Genomic DNA, 16,055 nt, shown 5'->3' with positions numbered 1-16,055 from the left:
ATAGTTATGAATTTGCCGCTTTTTCCGTTGAACACCGTGCTGTTCCCCGGCTGCATCCTCGATCTGCAGATATTCGAGGCACGTTACCTCGACATGATCGGGCGCTGCATGAAAAAGGGCGAAGGGTTCGGAGTGGTGTGCATCCTGGACGGGCAGGAAGTCGGGATTGCGCCGCTAGGTTATGCACGGGTCGGCTGTGAGGCGCTGATCACCGACTTTTCCCAGCAGGACAATGGCCTGCTGGGAATTCGTGTGCAGGGCGGACGCCGTTTTATCGTGCATGACAGCAGTGTCCAGCCCGACCAGCTCACCGTGGCCGACGTCGAGTGGCTGGAGGATGAGCCGGAGCAACCGCTGCAGGACGAGGACGCCGACCTGGTGGCGCTGCTCCAGGCCCTGGCCGAGCATCCGATGGTCGAGGCCCTGAACATGGGCACCGAAGCGACCGGCCAGCAGTCGCTCGCCAATCAACTGGCTTACCTGTTGCCGTTCAATGAACTGGACAAGATCGACTTGCTGCAACTGGATGATCCGCAACAGCGCCTGGATGCGATTCAGGCGCTGCTCGATGAGTTGCAGGGCGAGCTCTTCGCCTGAGGCTGTTCACCGCAAATCATTGTGGGAGTGAGCCTGCTCGCGATGGCGGCGAGTCAGCGAAGCAGGTGCTGGCTGAGGCACCGCCATCGCGAGCAGGCTCGCTCCCACAGGGTTCGTCTGTGCCTACCGGTCCAGTGTTTCAGTAGGCATACCGCAGCATCCCATGGGGCAGGTGCCGCAGCGCGAAGAAGCTGAATGCCGCCACCAGCGCCGGCAGGATCAGCCACCAGATTTTCGGCGGCATGGCGGGCAACGGGGTCTGGCGCTGGCTCAGCCAGAGGACGGCGGCGCAGACGCAGGCGGCGAGCATGGCGCCGGCCAGGATGTCGCTGGGCCAATGGGCGCCCAGATACACCCGTGACAAGGCAATCGCCAGCGCCGGCAGGCAGCCCAGCAGCAGCCAGGTCAGGCGCAGGCGTGGCGGTTGTCCGCGACCGGCCAGGACTGCGAGCGTCAGGAACAGCGCGAACGAACCGGAGGCATGGCCACTGGGCATGCTATAGCTGGTCAGCGGATCGGTCAGGATCTCCGGGCGCACGCGGGCAAAGAAGTGCTTGCTGCCGGTATTGGCCAGGGCAGTGAACAGCATGGTGGCGCCGGCGAAGATTGCTTGTCGCCATTGGCGGGCCAGCAACAGCAATCCGGTCAGCAAGGCGCTGAAGATCAGCATGAAGCGGAATTCGCCGATCAGCGTGAAGGTCACGGCGATTTCGTCCAGCATCGGGCTGCGATGTTCCTGGACCAGGGTCATCAACCCTTGGTCGAAGGCCGTCAGGTAGCGGAAGCCGATGAACAGGCCAAGCAGGATCACCAGGCCCAGGCCGGCAATCAGCGCCGTGGCGTGTCGATGACGCCGTAGGCTGCTGTTGACACTCAACCCGATCATTACCGCAATGCTGCCGATGACGATGCCGGCCTGTGGCCAGAAACCTTCGGGCAGTGGCAGGCGAATCGCCGCTCCGGTGGCCCAGCCGGGCAGCAGATACGCCACGCTCCAGCCCGACGCGGCCAGCAGGCTGACGGCGGCAAAGCGGGGGAAGGGCATGTCGCACATTCCGGCCACCATCGGCAGCATCGGTCGCAGCGGGCCGATAAAACGCCCTACCAGCAGGCTGGCGATGCCGTAGCGTTGGAAATAGCTTTCCGCCGCACTCATCCACTCCGGGTGGTGTCGCAATCCCGGCAGGCGTCGGATGTTCTGGTGGAAGTGCCGGCCGAGAAAATAAGACACCACGTCCCCGAGCAAGCCCCCAAGCAAACCCAGCAACAGCGTCTCGCCCAGGGATAGCGCGCCACTGCCTGCCAGCACCGCCACGGCAAACAGCAGCACGGTGCCCGGGACGATCAACCCGGCAATCGCCAGGCACTCCACGCACGCCACGATGAACACCGCCACCGCCAGCCATTGCGGGTTGGCAGCCAGCCAGCCAGTGATGCTATCGAGCCATGGGCCCATAAATACAACTCCATTGAATGTGCATTGTTTTACTGTGGGAGCGAGCCTGCTCGCGATAGCGGTGTGTCAGTCAACATCAATATTGGATGTACGGACGCCATCGCGAGCAGGCTCGCTCCCACAGGGGATCTGTTGTGAAGCAAAAAAAACTGGTTCGCGCAGGTTCTCTGTGGGAGCCGAGCTTGCTCGCGATAGCGGTGTGTCAGTCAACATCAGCATTGAATGTGCAGACGCCATCGCGAGCAAGCTCGGCTCCCACAGGAAATTGTGTTGCATCGCTCATGGCAGCAAAAAATAATCGCGCCCCTCGACCTGTCCACGCCGCAACGGGTTGCGGGTACACCAGGGCGCGTAGGCGGCGTCGACGAAACGGTAGGGCAGGTGTTCGTCGCGTCCCAATGGGATGCCCAGGCGGGTGGTCTGGATCACATTGACCGTCGGTACCTGGATATCTTCCACCAACAGCCGCTGGGGATCGAAGCGTTTGGCGTCCCATTCCGGCACCTTCAGCCCCAGGGCCTTGCACAGCAAGGTCTGGCCGGCGCAGAGCTTCTGCGGTGTGCGTGGACGGCCCTGGGCGTCGGGGTTGTTCAGTTGCATCCGCGCCAGGCTGTCCGGGCCGGAGATGCCATCGACCCAGGGGTACGCCGATTTGATCAGTACCGCATTGCCCGGCCCCTGGGCGCTGAAGTTCAATGAGTCGCCACCCCGGGCGTAGTACATATAGATGTGGCCGCCGTCGAGAAACAGGGCCTTGCGTTTTTCCGTATAGCCCAGGGAGGCGTGGCTGCCCTTTTCGGCGAAATAGTAGGCTTCGGTCTCGATGATTCGGGCGCTGAGCCACAGGTCACCGACCTTGTGGCGAATGATCTTGCCCAGCAGGTCCCTGGCGAGCACCTGGGCGTCGCGGTCGAAGAAGGCGTGGGGCAGGGCGTTTGGCGTATGAGGCGAATCGGTCATGGCGGTAGACGAACTGAGGCCAAAGGAAGGGCGATCATAGCAATGGAAATCTTAATCACCGCTGAACAGGTGAAATTCCTGACAGTTTTGCGCCTCCGCCGGTCACCACTGTGAGTCCATGCTGTTAGTCGAGGGTTACGACAGCTATAATCTGCCGCTTTCCTCTTCGCCAAGACCACACAGACCATGACTGAGTCCGTTCTTGACTACATGACCCGCCTGGGTCGCGCCGCTCGCGAAGCGTCGCGCATCATCGGCCGTGCCAGCACCGCGCAGAAAAACCGCGCCCTGCAAGCCGCCGCCAATGCGCTGGACGCCGCTCGCGCCGAGTTGTCCGCCGCCAACGAGCTGGACCTGGCCGCCGGCCGGGCCAATGGCCTAGAGCCGGCCATGCTCGAGCGCCTGGCCCTGACCCCGGCGCGCATCGACGGCATGATCGTCGGTCTGCGCCAGGTGGCGGCGCTGCCGGACCCGGTCGGGGCGATCCGCGACATGAGCTACCGGCCATCGGGTATTCAGGTCGGCAAGATGCGCGTGCCCCTGGGCGTGGTCGGGATCATCTACGAGTCGCGGCCGAACGTGACCATCGACGCCGCGAGCCTGTGCCTGAAGTCCGGTAACGCGACCATCCTGCGCGGCGGTTCCGAGGCGATTCATTCCAACCGTGCCATTGCCGCCTGCATCCAGCGCGGCCTGGCCGAAGCCGGTCTGCCGGCCGCTGTGGTGCAAGTGGTGGAAACCACCGACCGCGCCGCTGTCGGCGCATTGATCACCATGCCCGAATTCGTCGATGTCATCGTGCCGCGTGGCGGCAAGGGGCTGATCGAGCGGGTCAGCCGCGATGCCCGCGTACCGGTGATCAAGCACCTGGACGGGATCTGCCACGTCTACGTCAGTGCTCACGCCGACCTGCCAAAGGCCCAGCGCATCGCCTTCAACGCCAAGACCTATCGTTACGGCATCTGCGGCGCGATGGAAACCCTGCTGGTGGACCAGGCCGTTGCCCAGGACTTCCTGCCGGCGATGGCCGCCCAGTTCCGCGAAAAAGGCGTCGAACTGCGGGGTTGCGAGCGCACCCGGGCGATCATCGAGGCGGCGCAAGCCACCGAAGAGGACTGGAACACCGAATACCTGGCGCCGATCCTGTCGATCCGCGTGGTCGACGGGCTGGACCAGGCCATCGAGCACATCAATCGTCATGGCTCCCATCACACCGACGCCATCGTCAGCGAGCATCTGGGCGAAACCCGGCGCTTCGTGGCTGAAGTGGATTCGGCGTCGGTAATGATCAACACCCCGACCTGCTTCGCCGACGGCTTTGAATACGGATTGGGCGCCGAAATCGGCATTTCTACTGATAAGCTGCACGCCCGCGGCCCAGTGGGCCTCGAAGGCCTGACCTGCGAGAAGTACGTCGTGGTCGGTGATGGCCAGTTGCGCGGACAGGAGCCGGTCTGACTTGGGCGACCTCGACCCGTCAGCCGCTGTGACGACGACAGTCCCGCCCCGGCGTATAGGTATCCTGGGCGGCACGTTCGACCCGGTGCACATCGGCCATCTGCGCGGTGCGCTGGAAGTCGCCGACGCCCTGGGCCTCGATGAGCTACGCCTGACGCCAAACGCCAGGCCACCTCACCGGGATACGCCGCAGGTGTCGGCGCAGGACCGTCTGGCGATGGTCGAGTGCGCGGTGGCCGGAGTGTCGCCGCTGGTGGTGGACGCCCGCGAATTGCAGCGGGACAAACCGTCCTACTCCATTGACACCCTGGAGCTGATGCGCGCTGAAATGCCCGCCGATGCCCAGGTTTTTCTGCTTCTGGGCTGGGACGCATTTTGCGGCCTGCCCACTTGGCACCGCTGGGAAGAGTTGCTCCAGCATTGCCACATCCTGGTGCTGCAACGCCCGGATGCCGACAGCGAGCCGCCGGATGCCCTGCGCAACCTGTTGGCGGCACGCTCGGTGAGCGACCCGCTGGCCCTCAAGGGGCCGAGCGGACAGATTGCATTCGTCTGGCAGACACCGCTCGCGGTATCCGCCACCCAGATCCGTCAACTGCTGGCCAGCGGTAAGTCGGTACGTTTCCTGGTGCCCGACGCGGTCCTGGCCTACATCGATGCGCACGGGCTGTACCGTGCGTCGAACTGAACGAGGCCGCTTCAAGGCACGTGAATGCGTGTAGCGAAGCGCCCGAATATACGAGCAAAACGAGTTTTATATGACTGACAAAGACGTAAGCAAAGTAAAGCGCAAGGGCACCTTCAAGAGCGCCCCGCTGCCCGTGGAGGCTCACACCGGTGCCGTACTGGCCGGCGAAGAGCTGGTCAAGGTGGCCGTTGCAGCCCTGGAAGACGTCAAGGCCCAGGACATCCAGGTGATCGACGTTCGTGAAAAACAGAGCATCACGGACTTCATGATCATCGCCACCGGTACCTCCAACCGCCAGATCGGCGCGATGCTGGACAAAGTCCGCGAAGCGGTCAAAGCCCAGGGTATCAAGCCCCTGGGTGAAGAAGGCAAGGGCGACAGCGACTGGGTGCTACTGGATATGGATGATGTCATCGTGCACATGATGACCGCCTCGGCACGCCAGTTCTATGACCTGGAGCGCCTGTGGGCCGGTGCCGAACAGAGCCGTGCGGCGGATGCCCGTCACCACAGCCCTGAAAACACCCATGAGCACTTCACCAAGCTCAACAAAGACCAGCAGTAAGGGATCGCTGTGCGACTGCGCCTGATCGCCGTCGGTTCCCGCATGCCCAAGTGGGTGGAAGAAGGCTGGCATGAGTATGCCAAGCGTCTTCCTTCCGAGCTGGCCCTGGAACTGGTGGAAATTCCGCTCAACACCCGTGGGAAGAACGCCGACGTGGCGCGCTTCATTCGCCAGGAAGGCGAAGCCATGCTGGCCAAGGTCGGGCCGAACGAGCGCATCGTTACCCTCGAGGTCCACGGCAAGCCCTGGAGCACCGAGCAACTGGCGGTCGAGCTCGATCGCTGGCGGCTGGACTCGCGCACGGTGAATTTCATGGTCGGCGGCCCGGAAGGGCTGGCGCCGGAAGTCTGTGCCCGGGCTGACCAGCGCTGGTCGTTGTCGCCCTTGACGTTGCCGCACCCGTTGGTGCGGATTCTGATCGGTGAACAGTTGTATCGTGCCTGGACAGTCCTGTCCGGGCACCCTTACCACAAGTAATCCTGCCCTCATGCCTCAGCCGATCCGCATCAAGGACCACGAAAAAGACGCCCGCCTGGTGCGAAGTCGCGTCGTGTTCGGTGCTATCACGGTGATAACGCTGATTGGCGTGCTGATTGCGCGGCTCTATTTCCTCCAGGTGATCCAGTACGAGTACCACTCGACCCTGTCGGAAAACAACCGTGTGCATGTGCAGCCGATCCCGCCGACCCGTGGCTTGATCTTCGACCGCAATGGCGTGGTGGTGGCCGACAACCGGCCCAGCTTCAGCCTGAGCATGACCCGCGAGCGCTCCGGCGATTGGCAGCATGTGCTGGATGTCATCGTCGAAGTGCTGCAACTGACGCCCGAGGACCGGGCCATCTTCGAAAAACGCATGCGCCAGGGGCGTCGACCGTTCGAGCCGGTGCCGATCCTGTTCGAATTGACCGAAGAGCAGATAGCGCTGATTGCGGTGAACCAGTTCCGCCTGCCGGGCGTCGAGGTGGTGGCGCAGTTGGTGCGTCATTATCCCCAGGGGGCGCATTTCGCCCACTCGGTCGGTTACATGGGGCGGATCAACGAAAAAGAGCTCAAGAGCCTCGATCCGGTCAACTACAGCGGTACCCACCACATCGGCAAGACCGGCATCGAGCGCTTCTACGAGCCCGAGCTGCACGGCCAGGTGGGTTACGAAGAAGTCGAGACCAACGCCCGCGGTCGCGTATTGCGGGTTCTCAAGCGCACCGACCCGATCCCCGGGAAGGACATTGTTCTGAGCCTGGACATCAAGTTGCAGGAAGCCGCCGAAGCGGCCCTGGGCGGACGACGCGGCGCCGTGGTTGCGTTGGACCCGGCCACCGGCGAGGTCCTGGCGATGGTCAGCCAGCCGAGTTTCGACCCGAACCTGTTCGTTACCGGCATCAGCTTCAAGGCCTATGCCGAGTTGCGCGATTCCATCGACCGGCCCCTGTTCAACCGTGTATTGCGCGGCCTCTATCCGCCGGGCTCGACCATCAAGCCGGCCGTGGCGATTGCCGGGCTGGACTCTGGCGTGGTGACCGCTTCGAGCCGGGTCTTCGACCCCGGCTACTACATGCTGCCCAATTACGACCACAAGTACCGCAACTGGAACCGTACCGGCGACGGCTATGTGGACCTGGAAACGGCGATCATGCGTTCCAACGATACCTACTTCTATGACCTGGCACACAAGCTGGGGATCGATCGGCTGGCGTCCTACCTGGGCAAGTTCGGCATCGGCAAGAAAGTCTCCCTGGACATGTTCGAGGAATCGCCCGGCCTGATGCCGTCCCGGGAATGGAAGCGGGCGACCCGACGCCAGGCGTGGTTCCCGGGTGAAACCCTGATCCTGGGGATCGGCCAGGGCTACATGCAGGCAACGCCTTTGCAACTGGCCCAGGCCACGGCGCTGGTGGCGAGCAAGGGTAAGTGGCATCGCCCGCACCTGGCCAAGACCATCGAAGGCCAGGCGCCCGTGGACCCGGACCCGATGCCGGACATCATCCTGCACAATCCGTCGGACTGGCAGAAGGTCAACAACGGCATGCAGCAAGTGATGCACGGTGCCCGGGGTACGGCGCGCAAGGCGGCAATCGGATCGCCTTACCGCATCGCCGGCAAGAGCGGTACGGCCCAGGTGGTCGCGATCAAGCAGGGCGAGAAGTACGATCGCTCCAAGGTCCAGGAACGCCACCGTGACCACGCCCTGTTCGTCGGTTTTGCCCCGGCCGACAATCCGAAGATCGTCGTGGCGGTCATGGTCGAGAACGGTGAGTCGGGCTCCGGCGTCGCCGCGCCAGTGGTGCGCCAGGTCATGGATGCCTGGCTGCTGGATGAACACGGTCAGCTCAAGCCAGAGTACGCAAGTCCCACCACCGCGGAGGCTCCGGCCCGTGAAGAATAATTTCGACCGGATCCTCTCCAGCGAAGATGTGATGCGCCGTCGCGCCACACTGTTGCAGCGCATACACATCGACGGTCCGCTGCTGGTCCTGCTGCTGATCCTGGCTGCGGGCAGCCTGTTCGTGTTGTATTCGGCCAGTGGCAAGAGCTGGGACCTGCTGGCCAAGCAGGCCACTTCGTTCGGCATCGGGCTGGTGTCGATGGTCGTCATTGCCCAGCTCGAACCACGGTTCATGGCGCGCTGGGTGCCGCTGGCCTATGTGGTGGGCGTGAGCCTGTTGGTGGTGGTGGACGTGATGGGCCATAACGCCATGGGGGCCACGCGCTGGATCAACATCCCCGGGGTGATCCGCTTCCAGCCTTCGGAATTCATGAAGATCATCATGCCGGCGACCATCGCCTGGTACTTGTCCAAGCGCACCTTGCCGCCGCAGCTCAAGCACGTGTGCATCAGCCTGTTGCTGATCGGCATCCCGTTCATCCTGATCGTGCGCCAGCCGGACCTCGGCACTTCACTGCTGATCCTGGCCGGTGGCGCCTTCGTGTTGTTCATGGGCGGGTTGCGCTGGCGCTGGATCCTGAGCGTGATTGCCATTGCGATACCGGTGTCGATCGCCATGTGGTACTTCGTGATGCACGACTATCAGAAGCAGCGCATCCTGACGTTCCTCGACCCGGAAAGCGATCCGTTGGGCACCGGCTGGAACATCATTCAGTCCAAGGCCGCTATCGGCTCCGGCGGGGTATTCGGCAAGGGGTGGCTGATGGGCACCCAGTCGCACCTGGACTTCCTGCCGGAAAGCCACACCGACTTCATCATCGCCGTGATGGGCGAGGAGTTCGGCCTGGTGGGTATCTGCCTGCTGCTACTGATCTACCTGTTGCTGATCGGCCGGGGGCTGGTCATCACCGCTCAGGCGCAAACCCTGTTCGGCAAGTTGCTGGCGGGCAGCCTGACCATGACGTTTTTTGTTTACGTTTTCGTCAACATCGGTATGGTCAGTGGTTTGTTGCCGGTTGTGGGAGTGCCGTTGCCCTTCATCAGCTACGGAGGAACTTCGCTGGTGACGCTACTGTCAGCGTTTGGGGTCTTGATGTCGATCCATACCCACCGCAAGTGGATCGCACAGGTTTGAATAAGGTGAAGAGTTCAATGCAAGCAATGCGTGGCTGGTCGACGCGACATGCGTGGGTCGGCCTGATCAGCCTCCTGGGCGGTGCGTCGCACGCCTTGGCCGGTGAATACGAGGGCTCGCCGCAGGTGGCCGAATTCGTCGGTGAAATGACCCGCGACTATGGCTTTGCCGGTGAACAACTGATGGGGGTGTTCCGCGAGGCTGAACGCAAGCAGTCGATCCTCGACGCGATCTCCCGGCCCGCCGAGCGGGTCAAGCAGTGGAGCGAGTACCGGCCGATGTTCATCACCGAGGCGCGCATCGCCCGGGGCGTGGACTTCTGGCGCCAGCACGAGGCCGCCCTGGCCCGCGCCGAGCAGGAGTACGGCGTGCCGGCCCAGGTCATCGTGTCTATCATCGGCGTCGAGACCTTCTTTGGCCGCAATACCGGGAATTTCCGGGTGATCGATGCTCTGTCGACCCTGGGCTTCGATTACCCGCCGCGCGCCGAGTTCTTCCGCAAGGAATTGCGTGAATTCCTGTTGCTGGCCCGGGAGGAGCAGGTCGATCCGCTGACCCTCAAGGGGTCCTATGCCGGGGCCATGGGCCTGCCACAATTCATGCCCAGCAGTTTCCGCGCCTATGCGGTGGATTTCGACGGCGATGGCCATATCAATATCTGGACCAACCCCACCGATGCCATCGGCAGTGTTGCCAGCTATTTCAAGCGCCACGGCTGGGAAGCCGGCCAACCGGTGGTCAGTCGTGCCGACGTGCGTGGCGAGCAGGTGGACGAGGGCCTGAGCGAGGGCATCGAACCGACGAAAACCGTCGGGGAGTTGCGGGCGCTGGGCTGGTCGAGTCATGATGCGCTGCGTGACGACATGCCTGTCACCGCCATTCGCCTGGAAGGCGAACAGGGCCCTGAGTACTGGATGGGCCTGAAGAATTTCTACGCGATTACGCGTTATAACCGCAGTGTGATGTACGCCATGGCTGTGCATCAACTGTCTGAAGAGCTGGTCAAAGCACGGGGCGTCAAATAATGCAGGCATTGCCTACCTATCAACCCCTGAAAGCCAGGCCCCTGAAGTTCGTGGCACTGGCTGCGCTGTCGCTGTTGGTCGTCAGTTGTTCGACCGGTCGCGCGCCAACCCAGAAAAGCTCCACCGCCGTGCGCGCCATGCCGGGCCTGGACATCAACCGTGCCCACAAGGATGGTGCGCCGTGGTGGGACGTGGATGTCTCGCGCATTCCCGACGCCACCCCAACCCTGCACACCGGCCCCTACAAGGCCAACCCGTATACGGTGCTGGGCAAGACCTATTTCCCGATGGCCGACTCCAAGAGCTACGTCGCGTCGGGCACCGCGTCCTGGTATGGCACCAAGTTTCATGGCCAGAACACCGCCAATGGCGAGGTGTATGACCTGTACGGCATGAGCGCGGCCCACAAGACCTTGCCGCTGCCCAGTTACGTGCGGGTGACCAACCTGGACAACAACAAGAGCGTGATCCTGCGGGTCAATGACCGTGGGCCGTTCTATTCCGACCGGATCATCGACCTGTCGTATGCCGCGGCGAAAAAACTCGGTTACGCTGAAATCGGCACCGCGCGGGTCAAGGTCGAGGGTATTGATCCGCAGGAGTGGTGGGCCCAGCGTGGCCGTCCGGCGCCTTTGATGCTCAACGAGCCAAAAGTGGCGCAAAATGCCGCGCCGACCGTGACGGCGTCCACCGGCACGGTCGAACAATGGACGCCACCGCCGCAGCAACACGCCGCGACCGTAGTGCCTGTGCAGGCGGATGCAAAAAAAAACGCTTCTGCAACAGCGTCTGGCCAGTATCTGCAGGTGGGCGCGTTCGCCAACCCGGACGCTGCCGAACTGCTCCGCTCGAAGCTCAGCTCGATGGTGAGCGCCCCGGTGTTCATCAGTTCGATCGTGCGCAACCAGCAGACACTGCATCGGGTGCGCCTGGGGCCGATCGGTTCTCCGGGTGAAGTCCAGCAGGTACAGAACAGCGTGCGCCTGGCCAATCTCGGTTCGCCGAGCCTGGTCACCGCCGAATGATTGATTGAAGGCCCGCTTGCGGTTCGAGCGGGTCAGGTTGTTGGCTCCATGAATAACAAAAGCCCGGCAAGGGATGTGAGTGAGCAACTTAATACGCGGCAGTCCATCAAGAAGACTGCCTGTTCAGTATTGCCTCCGGGCAGTCCATTAGCGATTTCGAGAGACGGATGAACATTACCACCTTTGCCAAACGCCTTTGCCTGTTAGTCCCGCTGCTTCTTTCACCTGCCGCGTTCGCGGTCGAGATGATGCCGTCGCCCCCGCAACTGGCGGCTAAATCCTATGTACTCATGGATGCCAGCAGCGGCAACGTGCTGGTGGAAAACAATGGTGACCAGCGCCTGCCACCGGCCAGCCTGACCAAGCTGATGACCGCCTACATTGCGACCCTGGAAATCCGTCGCGGCCAGATTGGTGAAAACGATCTGGTGACCGTCAGTGAAAATGCCTGGCGCACCGGTGGTTCGCGGATGTTCATCAAGGTCGGCTCGCAAGTGACCGTCAGCGACCTGCTGCACGGCATCATCATCCAGTCCGGCAATGACGCCAGCGTTGCCCTGGCCGAACACATCGCCGGCAGCGAAGACGCATTCGCCGACATGATGAACAAAACGGTCACCGACCTGGGCATGACCAACAGTCACTTCATGAACCCGACCGGCCTGCCGAATCCCGAGCACTACTCGTCGGCTCACGACATGGCGATCCTGGCGCGGGCGATCATCCACGAAGATCCGGCGCACTACGCCATCTATTCCCAGAAGGAATTCTTCTGGAACGGCATCAAGCAGCCCAACCGCAACCTGCTGCTGTGGCGCGACAAGACTGTCGACGGCCTGAAGACCGGCCATACCGAAGAGGCCGGCTATTGCATGGTGTCTTCGGCGGTGCGTGACGGCATGCGCCTGATCGCCGTGGTGTTCGGCACCAACAGTGAAGTGGCCCGTGCCGCTGAAACCCAGAAGCTGCTGACCTACGGTTTCCGCTTCTTCGAAACCCAGACGTTCTACCAGAAAGGCACCGAACTGGCCCAGGCCCAGGTCTGGAAAGGCGCCAGCAGCCAGGTTAAAGCCGGTCTGGCCGAAGACCTGACCATGACCCTGCCAAAAGGCCAGCTCAAGAAGCTCGCTGCAAGCATGACCCTGAACCCGCAACTGACCGCCCCTATCGCCAAGGGCGACGTGATCGGTAAGGTTGAAGTCAAACTGGAAGACAAAGTGGTGCACAGCGCCGACTTGATCGCGCTGGACGCGGTCGAAGAAGGTGGTATCTTCCGCCGCATGTGGGATAGCATCCGGCTATTCTTCTACGGCTTGTTCAACTGAATCGAATGTTGACTGCATGGCCCCGTTCCTGTCCGGTGCGGGGCCTTGTTCGTTATCACGTCTACGAGGCCGTTACGCCATGACAGACTCAGAAGTAAAGGCGCCAAAGATCGAATTCCCCTGCAATGACTATCCGATCAAAGTGATTGGCGACACCGGAGTGGGCTTCAAGGACAAGGTCGTTGCCATCCTGGAAAAACATGCCACCGTTGATCTCCTGACCCTGGCCGAGCGCCAGAGCAGCAACGGCAAGTACACGACGATCCAGTTGCACATCGTTGCTACTGGCCAGGAGCAGTTGTACGACATCAATAGTGAGCTGCGGGCGACCGGCGTCGTGCACATGGTGTTGTGATGCCGGGCACGCTAGGCTTTCGCGAGCTGGGGCAGATGGCTTACGAGCCGGTCTGGCATGCCATGCAGCGCTTCACCAACGAACGTGGCAACACCGCCGAAGACGAAGTCTGGCTGGTGGAACACCCGCCGGTATTCACCCAGGGCCAGGCCGGCAAGGCCGAGCACCTGCTGCTGCCCGGGGACATTCCGGTGGTGAAGGTCGACCGGGGCGGGCAGGTGACTTACCATGGCCCCGGCCAGTTGGTTGCCTACCTGTTGCTGGACGTGCGCAAGCTGGGGTTTGGCGTGCGTGAGCTGGTGACGCGCATGGAGACCTGCCTGATCGAGCTGCTGGCCAGCTACGGTGTCTCGGCGCAGGCCAAGCCGGATGCGCCGGGTGTCTACGTCGACGGGGCGAAAATCGCCTCCCTGGGCCTGCGGATCCGCCACGGCTGCTCGTTTCACGGCCTGGCGTTGAACGTGGACATGGACCTTTCGCCGTTTCGACGGATTAATCCCTGTGGCTATGCGGGGCTGGCGATGACCCAGCTGCGCGATCACACAGGATCGATTGAATTTGCCGAGGTAAGTGCCCGGCTGCGCGCGCAGCTCGTCAAACACCTCGACTATGCTGAGCAGACGACCCTCACGGGCGGAATCGACTGATATGACTACTGATGCAGTGCAAACCATGATCCCGACGCAGGACGTTACCGAGCGTCCGGCCCCACGTGCCAAGGTCGAAGCCGGCGTCAAGCTGCGCGGCGCCGAGAAGGTTGCACGCATCCCGGTCAAGATCATCCCGACCACCGAGTTGCCGAAGAAACCGGACTGGATCCGCGTGCGCATTCCGGTGTCCCCGGAAGTCGACCGTATCAAGGCCCTGCTGCGCAAGCACAAGCTGCACAGCGTCTGCGAAGAAGCCTCCTGCCCGAACCTGGGCGAGTGCTTCTCTGGCGGCACCGCGACCTTCATGATCATGGGTGACATCTGCACCCGTCGCTGCCCGTTCTGCGACGTCGGCCACGGCCGTCCGAAACCACTGGACGTCAATGAGCCGGAAAGCCTGGCCATCGCCATTGCCGACCTGAAGCTCAAGTATGTGGTCATCACCTCGGTGGACCGCGACGACCTGCGTGACGGCGGTGCCCAGCACTTTGCCGACTGCATCCGTGAAATCCGCAAGCTGTCGCCGAACGTGCAGCTCGAAACGCTGGTGCCGGACTATCGCGGTCGCATGGACATCGCCTTGGAAATCACCGCCGCCGAGCCGCCGGATGTGTTCAACCATAACCTGGAAACCGTGCCGCGCCTGTACAAGGCTGCGCGTCCGGGTTCGGACTACCAATGGTCGTTGACCTTGCTGCAGCGCTTCAAGCAGATGATGCCGCACATTCCGACCAAGTCTGGCTTGATGCTGGGCCTGGGCGAGACCGACGAGGAGGTCATCGAGGTCATGAAGCGCATGCGCGAGCATGACATCGATATGCTGACCCTGGGGCAGTATCTGCAACCTTCGCGTAGCCACTTGCCGGTGCAGCGGTTCGTGCATCCGGATACCTTTGCCTGGTTTGCCGAGGAAGGGTACAAGATGGGCTTCAAGAACGTGGCTTCGGGGCCGTTGGTACGGTCTTCGTACCATGCTGATGAGCAGGCCAAGTTGGTCAAGGCGGAGTTGTTGGGTTCCTGATTGGGGTCGGGCCGTATGGGGGTATATCCGTTGCTGCGGTAATGGCGGCTGACGGTTCCGCCCTTACGGCGGGTTACTTTTGGCAAACGCCCCAAAAGTAACCAAAAGGTCTTGGCCCCACCACTCGGTGCCTCGCCTAGGCTCGGCATGCCCTCACTCCGGCATTGCTCCGTGGGCCCGCCGCGAAGGGCCATCCATGGCCCAGCGCGGCTAACCCGGCATCCATGCCGGGTTGCCCACTGCGCAATACCTGCGTTCGGCCAGCGTGGTTAACGGGGCCGAAGATCAAAAGCAAAAGCAAAGCGGTTCAGATGATCTGTCTTTGAAGCGTACATGCTTCCCTTGTGGGAGCGAGCCTGCTCGCGATAGCGGTGGCTCAGTTTGCATGAAGCAACGGATCTGCAAACCAATCTGACCCCCACAGGGAACCCCACGAATGCCCCTTCACTCCACCCAAACCCTGTGCCCCCACCAACCTGTCCCGGCCCTGCCATCTGGAGGGCTGATCGGCGTGATCGCGCCCGCCGGCCCGGCGCCGTTGGACACGGATAAGGCGGTGCAATGGATGCGCGCCCGTGGTCATGAGCTGCGGATATTCCCGGGTGTCTATGAGAAGGACGGTTACCTGGCCGGCAGCGACGATACGCGACTCAACGACCTGCACGGGGCCTTCGCTGACCCGGAGGTCAACGCCATCATTTGCTTGCGCGGCGGCTATGGCACGCCACGTCTGCTGGATCGCGTCGACTTCGAACTCTTGCGGCGCAACGCCAAGCCTTTCGTCGGCTACAGCGATATCACCGCGCTGCACCTGGCTATCAGCCGTTACGCGGGGTTCGTCACCTTCCACGGGCCGCTGCTCAATGCCGATCTCCTGGGGGACAAGGAGCCGCCTACGGTTACCTCGTTTTTCAGTCTGCTGCGTGGGCAATTGAAGGCCGGCAGTGTGCTGAGCCATCCCGAGGCTTATCCACTGACCGCGGTTGAGCCTGGCGTCGCCCAGGGGCGCTTGCTGGGGGGCAATCTGTCGATCATTGCGGCGACCATGGGCACGCCTTATCAGATCGACGCCGAAGGGGTGATCCTGTTCATCGAGGACGTCAACGAGCCGCTGTATCGGATCGACCGATTGCTGACCCAGCTACGGTTGGCCGGCACATTGCAGAAGCTGCGCGGAGTGCTGGTGGGCGACGTGGCCGGGGTGGATGGCGAGGCGTTGAACCAGTTGCTCAAGCAGACCTTCGGGCCGTTGCGGATACCGGTGCTGTCCGGCTGGCGCAGTGGCCACTGCGATCCGAACCTGACCTTGCCCCTGGGGGCATTGGTGAGGCTGGATGCGGGGGAGAAGAGGTTGGTGTTGCAGCAGGATGTGGTGGTGGGTCGGTAGTCCGGCGTTGATTGGAAGGCAGTCT

The 16,055-nt window shown here is 62.4% G+C and carries 16 protein-coding genes; 14 read left to right on the top strand and 2 right to left on the bottom strand.

The genetic code is table 11. The features are described 5' to 3' along the window. The first annotated feature begins 6 nt into the window (after nt 1–6). Nucleotides 7–597: an LON peptidase substrate-binding domain-containing protein gene (locus tag AD665_RS05930; RefSeq protein ID WP_024780109.1), complete on the top strand. Its 591-nt coding sequence runs from the start codon at nt 7–9 to the stop codon at nt 595–597. Nucleotides 598–736: 139 nt separating this feature from the next. Here AD665_RS05930 and AD665_RS05925 read toward each other — a convergent pair whose 3' ends face one another. Both AD665_RS05925 and AD665_RS05920 read right to left on the bottom strand, forming a co-directional pair. After that, nucleotides 737–2,053, bottom strand: coding sequence for a bifunctional DedA family/phosphatase PAP2 family protein (locus tag AD665_RS05925; RefSeq protein ID WP_024780110.1), 1,317 nt, complete (start codon nt 2,051–2,053; stop codon nt 737–739). 279 nt (nt 2,054–2,332) lie between these two features. Beyond that, nucleotides 2,333–3,013: a DNA-3-methyladenine glycosylase gene (locus tag AD665_RS05920; RefSeq protein ID WP_053191363.1), complete on the bottom strand. Its 681-nt coding sequence runs from the start codon at nt 3,011–3,013 to the stop codon at nt 2,333–2,335. 186 nt (nt 3,014–3,199) lie between these two features. On the opposite strand from AD665_RS05920, the gene AD665_RS05915 reads away from it, so the two are divergent. The 13 genes from AD665_RS05915 to AD665_RS05855 all read left to right on the top strand — a co-directional run bounded on the left by AD665_RS05915 (nt 3,200) and on the right by AD665_RS05855 (nt 16,030). Further along, nucleotides 3,200–4,471 carry a glutamate-5-semialdehyde dehydrogenase gene (locus AD665_RS05915; protein ID WP_024776638.1) on the top strand — a complete coding sequence of 424 codons (1,272 nt, stop codon included), beginning with the start codon at nt 3,200–3,202 and terminating at the stop codon, nt 4,469–4,471. Then, complete coding sequence (nadD, locus tag AD665_RS05910) at nt 4,440–5,159, top strand: nicotinate-nucleotide adenylyltransferase (protein ID WP_033034070.1); 720 nt, start codon at nt 4,440–4,442, stop codon at nt 5,157–5,159. The genes AD665_RS05915 and nadD overlap by 32 nt, the downstream gene beginning before the upstream one ends. A gap of 70 nt (nt 5,160–5,229) precedes the next feature. Further along, complete coding sequence (gene rsfS, locus AD665_RS05905) at nt 5,230–5,724, top strand: ribosome silencing factor (RefSeq protein ID WP_024776640.1); 495 nt, start codon at nt 5,230–5,232, stop codon at nt 5,722–5,724. 9 nt (nt 5,725–5,733) lie between these two features. After that, entirely contained in the window at nt 5,734–6,201 is a 468-nt protein-coding gene (gene rlmH, locus AD665_RS05900) for a 23S rRNA (pseudouridine(1915)-N(3))-methyltransferase RlmH (RefSeq protein WP_003185785.1), read from the top strand. Nucleotides 6,202–6,211: 10 nt separating this feature from the next. Continuing rightward, entirely contained in the window at nt 6,212–8,107 is a 1,896-nt protein-coding gene (gene mrdA, locus AD665_RS05895; protein ID WP_024776641.1) for a penicillin-binding protein 2, read from the top strand. Between the two features lie 31 nt (nt 8,108–8,138). Then, nucleotides 8,139–9,242, top strand: coding sequence for a rod shape-determining protein RodA (rodA, locus tag AD665_RS05890; RefSeq protein WP_050593776.1), 1,104 nt, complete (start codon nt 8,139–8,141; stop codon nt 9,240–9,242). Between the two features lie 17 nt (nt 9,243–9,259). Then, nucleotides 9,260–10,267 carry a lytic murein transglycosylase B gene (gene mltB, locus AD665_RS05885; RefSeq protein WP_024776643.1) on the top strand — a complete coding sequence of 336 codons (1,008 nt, stop codon included), beginning with the start codon at nt 9,260–9,262 and terminating at the stop codon, nt 10,265–10,267. Continuing rightward, entirely contained in the window at nt 10,267–11,292 is a 1,026-nt protein-coding gene (locus AD665_RS05880; RefSeq protein ID WP_024776644.1) for a septal ring lytic transglycosylase RlpA family protein, read from the top strand. The genes mltB and AD665_RS05880 overlap by 1 nt, the downstream gene beginning before the upstream one ends. A gap of 167 nt (nt 11,293–11,459) precedes the next feature. Further along, on the top strand, nt 11,460–12,617 hold the full coding sequence (locus tag AD665_RS05875; protein ID WP_053191361.1) for a D-alanyl-D-alanine carboxypeptidase family protein: 1,158 nt from the start codon (nt 11,460–11,462) through the stop codon (nt 12,615–12,617). 79 nt (nt 12,618–12,696) lie between these two features. Next, nucleotides 12,697–12,972 carry a DUF493 domain-containing protein gene (locus tag AD665_RS05870; RefSeq protein ID WP_024776646.1) on the top strand — a complete coding sequence of 92 codons (276 nt, stop codon included), beginning with the start codon at nt 12,697–12,699 and terminating at the stop codon, nt 12,970–12,972. Beyond that, complete coding sequence (gene lipB, locus AD665_RS05865) at nt 12,972–13,619, top strand: lipoyl(octanoyl) transferase LipB (protein ID WP_024776647.1); 648 nt, start codon at nt 12,972–12,974, stop codon at nt 13,617–13,619. Before AD665_RS05870 ends, lipB begins: the two co-directional genes overlap by 1 nt. 1 nt (nt 13,620) lies before the next feature. Next, on the top strand, nt 13,621–14,643 hold the full coding sequence (lipA, locus tag AD665_RS05860; protein ID WP_024776648.1) for a lipoyl synthase: 1,023 nt from the start codon (nt 13,621–13,623) through the stop codon (nt 14,641–14,643). 436 nt (nt 14,644–15,079) lie between these two features. Next, a complete protein-coding gene (locus AD665_RS05855) occupies nt 15,080–16,030 on the top strand; it encodes a S66 peptidase family protein (protein ID WP_053191359.1) in 951 nt (316 codons plus the stop codon). Nucleotides 16,031–16,055 lie beyond the last annotated feature (25 nt).

The sequence above is a fragment of the Pseudomonas corrugata genome (assembly GCF_001269905.1).
GTDB classification, from domain to species: Bacteria; Pseudomonadota; Gammaproteobacteria; order Pseudomonadales; family Pseudomonadaceae; genus Aquipseudomonas; species Aquipseudomonas corrugata.
The sequence above is the reverse complement of the archived record's forward strand: the minus strand, read 5'-3'. Positions and strand labels throughout refer to the sequence as shown.

What these genes read in the sequence shown, in the direction of transcription:
- AD665_RS05930 (WP_024780109.1), top strand. Translation starts at nt 7, where the DNA reads ATGAATTTGCCGCTTTTTCCGTTGAACACCGTGCTGTTCCCCGGCTGC.
- AD665_RS05925 (WP_024780110.1), bottom strand. Translation starts at nt 2,053, where the DNA reads ATGGGCCCATGGCTCGATAGCATCACTGGCTGGCTGGCTGCCAACCCG.
- AD665_RS05920 (WP_053191363.1), bottom strand. Translation starts at nt 3,013, where the DNA reads ATGACCGATTCGCCTCATACGCCAAACGCCCTGCCCCACGCCTTCTTC.
- AD665_RS05915 (WP_024776638.1), top strand. Translation starts at nt 3,200, where the DNA reads ATGACTGAGTCCGTTCTTGACTACATGACCCGCCTGGGTCGCGCCGCT.
- nadD (WP_033034070.1), top strand. Translation starts at nt 4,440, where the DNA reads ATGGCCAGTTGCGCGGACAGGAGCCGGTCTGACTTGGGCGACCTCGAC.
- rsfS (WP_024776640.1), top strand. Translation starts at nt 5,230, where the DNA reads ATGACTGACAAAGACGTAAGCAAAGTAAAGCGCAAGGGCACCTTCAAG.
- mrdA (WP_024776641.1), top strand. Translation starts at nt 6,212, where the DNA reads ATGCCTCAGCCGATCCGCATCAAGGACCACGAAAAAGACGCCCGCCTG.
- rodA (WP_050593776.1), top strand. Translation starts at nt 8,139, where the DNA reads ATGCGCCGTCGCGCCACACTGTTGCAGCGCATACACATCGACGGTCCG.
- mltB (WP_024776643.1), top strand. Translation starts at nt 9,260, where the DNA reads ATGCAAGCAATGCGTGGCTGGTCGACGCGACATGCGTGGGTCGGCCTG.
- AD665_RS05880 (WP_024776644.1), top strand. Translation starts at nt 10,267, where the DNA reads ATGCAGGCATTGCCTACCTATCAACCCCTGAAAGCCAGGCCCCTGAAG.
- AD665_RS05875 (WP_053191361.1), top strand. Translation starts at nt 11,460, where the DNA reads ATGAACATTACCACCTTTGCCAAACGCCTTTGCCTGTTAGTCCCGCTG.
- AD665_RS05870 (WP_024776646.1), top strand. Translation starts at nt 12,697, where the DNA reads ATGACAGACTCAGAAGTAAAGGCGCCAAAGATCGAATTCCCCTGCAAT.
- lipB (WP_024776647.1), top strand. Translation starts at nt 12,972, where the DNA reads ATGCCGGGCACGCTAGGCTTTCGCGAGCTGGGGCAGATGGCTTACGAG.
- lipA (WP_024776648.1), top strand. Translation starts at nt 13,621, where the DNA reads ATGACTACTGATGCAGTGCAAACCATGATCCCGACGCAGGACGTTACC.
- AD665_RS05855 (WP_053191359.1), top strand. Translation starts at nt 15,080, where the DNA reads ATGCCCCTTCACTCCACCCAAACCCTGTGCCCCCACCAACCTGTCCCG.